Consider the following 3,103-nt stretch of genomic DNA (forward strand, 5'->3'; position numbering starts at 1 on the left):
CGGCCTCGGCGCGGGCGCGTTCGGCGTCGGCGACGTCCTTGTGCAACCGGACCGCGCGCCCCCACCACAGCGGAGTGCCGACGAACGCGGACAGCGCAATCGCCGTGAGCACCAGCAGCTGCCAGTTCCCGGTGACGACGTAGACGACCCCGAAACAGGCCGCGGAGAGCGCGGAGGCGAGGCCGAGCAGCGCCCGTGCCTGCCGCTCGGTGCCGTAGCGGACGCCGGCGTAGAGCAGGTCGGAGTAGACGAGCCACACGGGCAGGGACGGCCCGAGCAGGAGGTCGATGCCCAGCGGCACCGCACCGAGCACGAGTGCCGCCACCGGCCGCCGCACCCGGAGCACCGCTGCGCCGCACACGGCCGCCAGCAGGCCGATACGCACGGCCGCCGGAGCCTCCACCCTGACGGGGGCGAGTTCGTACAGACCTGCGGACAGCAACAGCAGCCCGAGCAGGAACTCGGCCACCGCGATACACCAGCCCTGCGCGGTGACGGAGAGAGACGACCAACGCGGCACCCGTTCATCACAGCACAGGCGCGCGGCCGGTTCGTCCTCCCGACGGAGGACCCCGCCTCGTTCCGAAGACCGACGACACGCGTGCGGTGACCGCCGAGCATCGAGCCATGGACCTCGCTCTCCTGGGCACGCTCGCGGTGCTGGCGCTCGTGGACAGCACCAGTCTCGGCACCCTCGTCGTGCCGCTGTGGTTGCTCACCGTGCCGGGCCGGCCCCCCGTACGCCGCCTGCTGGTGTACCTGCTGTCGATCGCCGCGTTCTACTTCGTCGTCGGACTCGTGCTCATGTCCGCGGGCCGGAACGGCGCTGCGGCGCTCGCGCGGTGGAGCGACACGACGGCGTGGCACTGGGCGCAACTCTCGGTGGGCGCGGCTCTGTTCGCGGTGAGCTGGCGATTCGACTCGGGGAAGGCGCGGGTTGCGGGCCGCGGGAGCCGGCTGCGGCACTGGCGCTCCCGGGCCCTCGAGCGGCAACGGACGGGGTCCGGTGTGGCAGTGCTCGCGCTCGGTGCCGGGACCGTCGAGGTCGCCACGATGCTGCCGTACCTGGCGGCGATCGGGACGATCGTGGCGACGGGCCTGCCGGCCGCCCCCGGCGCCGGCCTGCTCGCCGGGTACTGCGCGGTGATGGTGCTGCCGGCCCTGCTGCTGGTGGTGGGCCGGCTCGTCGTGCACCGGCGGATCGAGCCGCTGCTGCGACGTCTCGACGAGTTCACCGCCCGGCACGCCGACTCGGCGCTGGGATGGGTGCTGGGTATCGCCGGGTTCCTGATCGCGCGGGATGCGGCGGCGGCCCTGTTCTTCGCGGACTGAGGAGGTCTCCGGGCCGGATCTCCTGCCCGGCGGCCACCTCGCTCAGCCGTCCGCCACCTCACGCGCCGGCGCGCCGCCGGAGGCCCGGACGCGGGCCCGGTCGGCCAGCACCGTGTCCAGCCAGTCGAACATCCGCTGGTCGGTGAGGCTGCGAGCGAGGGGCTGGCAGTGGAAGTTGGCACCCTCCGCCGCGGTGAACGACGCCAGTTCCTTCGCCCCGCGCAGCCGCTCGGCGAGCTGCCGGGACTGGCCGGGCCAGAACTGCTCGTCCTCGGGGTCGGTGACGAACAGCGGCGTCGTGATCGACTCGGGGAGATCGCCGAGCCGGTACTTCAGCACCTCGGTGAGGGTGTCGAAATACGAGTCCATCCTGCGGTAGGGGCGGGCCCGGAACCGCCACGTGCGCTCGAGCCGGCCCGACAGCCGCATGCCGAAGGCCATGTCGCGATCGAACTTCTCCCGGTCGCCCTTCTCGAGCAACTCGATCATGTTCTTGGGCATGTGGGCGAGCCACGACGCGGACACGTCGACCACCCCCGGATCGGCGATTGCCGCCGCGATCCGGTGCTCGAAGGCCAGTGCGCGCGGCACCCAGTATCCGGCCTGACTGATCCCGTAGAGGGCGATGCGCGAGCCGTCGACCTCCGGGTACCGGAGGAGGAAGTCCACGATCGGCGTGATCACGGCCTCCCAGTCGTGCCGGAACGGCACGCCGCGCTCGAACAGCATGGACTGCTGGCCGGGACCGTCGAAGAACAGCACGTTGTAGCCGCGGGCGAGGGCCCCGGCCCCGGCGGCGGTCCACAGGCTGCTGATGGGCCCGTCGCTGCCGTTGTTCAGGATCAGGGTGGGGCGTGGTTCGCGGGTCTCCTCGCCGAGCGGCCGCAGCAGGTAGCCCGGCAGGAAGCCGTCCTCGTAGGGAATGTCCACCCGCTCGGCCGGGTGCGCGGTGGTCTCGACGAACCGGTCCCACGCCGCCCGGTGCTGCCGAAACGTCGGCAGCAGCGGGCCGTCGTCGGCCAGACCGTCCACGGAGTTGACCGCGGTAGCGAAATACGTTGCGGCACGCAGGTATGCGCCCGCGGCGCTGACGACGTGCCCGGCCTCGGCGGAGGCATCGGCGAGCCCCCGGACTCGACTGCCGAGCGCCACCCAGGCCTCGAACCACTTCTCGTGATCCTTCTCGCCGAGCGGGGCGATGGTGGCGAGTACCTCCCCCACGTCCGCCGCACCGTGCACGGCCTGTCCGAGCAGGAACCGGACCTCGAAGTCGAAGTCCTCGTCGCGGTAGAAACCTGCGGTGAACGCCTGGTGCGGATGCGCAAAGAAGGATGCAGGCATGTGGGCTCCCTCGGGCGGTGGCGGGGCACACCCACCGTACGCCCGAACCGGTCGTCCGGCTCGATTTCCGGTCAGAGGCGGTGCAGTGCGACCTCGCCCAGCGCGCCGTCGGCGACGGTGGCGGTCATCTGAGTTGGGCGCGGATAGTCCCTCGTTCACGAGGGAGAGGAAGCGCCGTCCTCCTTTCGGGGGAGTGGTGGTGTCGGGCAAACCTGTCGGTGGGGTCGGTTAGCGTGCCGGGCATGGGGATCGAGGTGGTGCGCTACAACTTCCGGTTGCGGCCGGGCACCACCGCCGAACGCGCCCTGATCGAGGAGTGGCATCGCTGCCGGTTCCTGTGGAACGAAGCCGTCCACCAGTTCAAGTCCGGCGTTCGGCCGACGTTTGCGAACCTCAGTAAGCAGTTGACCGAAGCCCGAGCCCGCTCGTC

General features: G+C 71.4%; 2 protein-coding genes and 2 pseudogenes. 2 read left to right on the plus strand and 2 right to left on the minus strand.

Annotation, left to right across the window (positions count from 1 at the left end; genetic code table 11):
• Nucleotides 1-520 (minus strand): annotated as a pseudogene (locus tag CQZ88_RS29940) (two-component sensor histidine kinase); the annotation flags it as partial.
• 107 nt (nucleotides 521-627) lie between these two features.
• Between CQZ88_RS29940 and CQZ88_RS16425 the strand changes: the two are divergent.
• Nucleotides 628-1,332, plus strand: coding sequence for a GAP family protein (locus CQZ88_RS16425; RefSeq protein ID WP_180987031.1), 705 nt, complete (start codon nucleotides 628-630; stop codon nucleotides 1,330-1,332).
• A 42-nt stretch (nucleotides 1,333-1,374) separates the two neighbouring features.
• On the opposite strand, the gene CQZ88_RS16430 is transcribed toward CQZ88_RS16425, so the two are convergent.
• The gene (locus CQZ88_RS16430) at nucleotides 1,375-2,673 is read right to left on the minus strand and encodes a S9 family peptidase (protein ID WP_102800042.1); all 1,299 of its coding nucleotides are present in this window, start codon (nucleotides 2,671-2,673) and stop codon (nucleotides 1,375-1,377) included.
• Between the two features lie 242 nt (nucleotides 2,674-2,915).
• On the opposite strand from CQZ88_RS16430, the pseudogene CQZ88_RS16435 reads away from it, so the two are divergent.
• A pseudogene (locus tag CQZ88_RS16435) lies at nucleotides 2,916-3,103 on the plus strand (RNA-guided endonuclease TnpB family protein); the annotation flags it as partial.

It is taken from the genome of Rhodococcus sp. ENV425 (assembly GCF_002887785.1).
In the GTDB taxonomy this organism is placed as follows: domain Bacteria; phylum Actinomycetota; class Actinomycetes; order Mycobacteriales; family Mycobacteriaceae; genus Rhodococcus; species Rhodococcus aetherivorans.

Bases quoted from the DNA above. Each gene is read 5' to 3' on its own strand.
- CQZ88_RS16425 (WP_180987031.1), top strand. From the start codon at position 628: ATGGACCTCGCTCTCCTGGGCACGCTCGCGGTGCTGGCGCTCGTGGAC.
- CQZ88_RS16430 (WP_102800042.1), bottom strand. From the start codon at position 2,673: ATGCCTGCATCCTTCTTTGCGCATCCGCACCAGGCGTTCACCGCAGGT.